This window comes from Legionella londiniensis (assembly GCF_001467825.1).
Taxonomy (GTDB): Bacteria; Pseudomonadota; Gammaproteobacteria; order Legionellales; family Legionellaceae; genus Legionella_A; species Legionella_A londiniensis.
Genome location: NZ_LNYK01000005.1, coordinates 1 through 2,811 on the forward strand (window position 1 = coordinate 1; position 2,811 = coordinate 2,811).

Genomic DNA, 2,811 nt, shown 5'->3' on the forward strand with positions numbered 1-2,811 from the left:
TCCATTAACCTTCTTCAGTTAATGAGGCTACACCACCCAACCTTTTTTTCAATTATCTCCGTACACAACTTTCAACCGTAACTCCTTTCACGTGCTTATAGCCTTTTTCACTAATTTCACCTGTTAAATTGGTATATCCTCTAAGTTTAGGCATTGTGTGGTTGCTCTTACCTAGCTTACTATCCTCCTGAACCTTTAAAGTAGTTGGGCCATTCCAATTCACTACCCCATGACCAAAAGCAGTTATTTTGAAATCAACGCTTTTAATGCCTGTAATTTTCTCCATAGTAGGTTTCCTCTTTTAGATTGAGATGGTCTTAAGTTTCAGTTTTTTGAAAATGTTGTTTGAGCTTGTCAATCGACATAGCTCCTACAGGCTGTTTATCACTGATTACGTAATAGATAGCTTGTGGGTGTGCTACATCCATTCCACCGATATGCTCCAGATCATTTGGAGTATAACTAAGATAAATCGGTGTCTCCGGAGAACGAGCCTCTTTAATTAAATCCCATTCATTGCGTGCCTGCTTGTAGCCAGAGCCGTATTTAATATTATGATGTTTTTTTCTCATATACTGAACAAGATTATTATTATCCTCGCCATAGCCTCTCATACTTTCAACTGACGCAGTCAGGTATGTTTGTAACAATGAGGAATCAAGATCCTCACTATATGCGTAATCATTGATAAATTCATAGCGTAGTGTTTCAGTCACCCTGCAAATAGCCATTTGTACAAAGCGGCTATCACTCCTGAGTGAGTTAGCAGATATTTTAATTATTTCATCAGTCCTTTTCGTTTTTTGTGGGATAGATATAGGGTCAATAACTTTGTCATTGATTAAATCTACACTTTTTTTAAGGGCCTTTAGGAAGTCCTCTTTGAGAGCTTTCTGTGATGCTGGATTTGAATAAAATTCCCTGTAATATTTATATAGTTGGTTGATATTTACTTCACCATTATCCGTCAATTTATCTTTTAAAAATTTAAGCCAAGCTTTAGTGCTTTGCCAAATACAAAGTTGGTTTAAAAATCTAGCACAATGGCTCGTTTGCTTGCCCTCCCTACCAATACTTTCAGGTAATACAGTAATATAGTGATTAACCTCTGTATTAACACCAAAGCGATCTAAACGTCCTAGACGCTGTAACCAGTTTTCTGCACAAGTCAATTCCGTCAACATACGATCACAACTGATATTTAGAGATGCCTGAATAATAGGACCACTTCTAAGCACATCAAAGCGTCGGTTACCATTACGTTTAAAACTTTCATATACCTGATTAAACCAATATGCTTTATCCTGTTTGGTATATTTCGAATGCAGTAAGACACTGTTTTCTGTGCTGTAGTGTTTTAGATAACCAAGCTGTGCATCTTGGGCTGTATTGCTAATAATAAAAGTATTACTTTGTTGATCTTCAGTAATAAGTGGGCTTAACACCTCTTTTTCATTATAAGTTTTAAATTCAATTAGATAGCGCGAGCGATTGAAACTCTCGATAGCCACAATATCCTCGCTAGGAATATCAAGAAATTCTTTCAGAAAAAAATAATGTGGCGTAGCAGAGACCAATAATGTATTCGCTTGCGAGACCCTTTTTTTCTTAGCCTCAAGCAACTCAGCAAAAAGAAGATTAAAGGCAGGCATATGAATAAGTTCATGAAATTCATCAAATACGACATGTGCCTGCATTAAATCAGTTAAAGCCACGACTTTATGATGTGTAATAACGGTATTCACAGCCTGATCAATCGTGGTTATAACAATATCCCCGGAAAAATAAGCGTCTTCATTAGTTTCTGGTGCATCATCAAAAGCTATACCACCACTTAATATTTTCTTATATTCGCCAGTAAAGATTTCAATATGGCAATCCGGAAGGTAGTCTGATCCTGTTAAGTCATTCAATAAACCAAGACAAACCTGTACTCGAGGGCAAATCCATATAATTTTTTTTGCTTCTGTGAGTAATGCCCATTCCAGAGATATTTTTGTTTTACCACATCCAGCCGGCCCCTCAAGGACACTAATGTTAGGAAGCCCATTAATTTTGGCAATTTTTTGTAAGTTAGATAACTTTTTAGCTACTTCACTTTGCACACGATTTTGATCACTTGATGGAAAACGCTTCTCAAATCCTTCGAGACAACTACGGATTCCATTAAGCAATTGACCATCTTCCTGCTCGAGATTATCTACTAACTCCTTTAACGAGCCTTCAGCAAGATACTCCTCAAGATCCTCTGCAGAGCATGATGATACCAAACGGTCAGCACTAATAACTGCTGAGCGAATTAGATTATTTAAAGCGTTATGTCTTATATCATTTTTATATCTTTCTAAGTCATCTAATATGTTGTCATACTTTTTGAATTTTGGCAGATTATTCTCTGTTAATACAAAGATTTTTGCAAAATCTGGCATTAAACTTGAGATATTAAATTTACTTACAAATACGGAAACATCTTTCAAAACTACTTTAGCTTGAAAGTAAATATCGTTAATAGTCATATTACCTAATGAAGCATTAAAAATGGTGAATATCTTTTCCGCATCAATAAACTTATCATCCCTTCTAAAAGGCTTAGTATGATGCCAGTAAATTCCGTGAGCAATTTGGATTCGCTGATGTTTCGAAAGACTGCATGATTCAACAAGCAATGCCTCACTTAGTAACCATGAAAGCTCGTGGTGTCTTGGATAACTTTCGAAGGAGAATCTCTTAGGTTCAATCACCATTTAATTATGCCCAAATAGCAATGGCAGCGAGAGCAATGGACGAGATAAAAATGGAGTCACAACGGTC

Annotated in this window: 2 protein-coding genes; both read right to left on the reverse strand. The window is 36.3% G+C overall.

Features of this window, described 5'->3' with window-relative positions:
* Positions 1–52: 52 nt before the first annotated feature.
* On the reverse strand, positions 53–286 hold the full coding sequence (locus Llon_RS01985; RefSeq protein WP_058528407.1) for a hypothetical protein: 234 nt from the start codon (positions 284–286) through the stop codon (positions 53–55).
* A gap of 31 nt (positions 287–317) precedes the next feature.
* A complete protein-coding gene (locus tag Llon_RS01990; RefSeq protein WP_237758235.1) occupies positions 318–2,744 on the reverse strand; it encodes a DEAD/DEAH box helicase in 2,427 nt (808 codons plus the stop codon).
* Between the last annotated feature and the right edge of the window lie 67 nt (positions 2,745–2,811).

Coding starts and splice junctions, on each gene's coding strand:
- Llon_RS01990 (WP_237758235.1), bottom strand. CDS start 2,744: ATGGTGATTGAACCTAAGAGATTCTCCTTCGAAAGTTATCCAAGACAC.
- Llon_RS01985 (WP_058528407.1), bottom strand. CDS start 286: ATGGAGAAAATTACAGGCATTAAAAGCGTTGATTTCAAAATAACTGCT.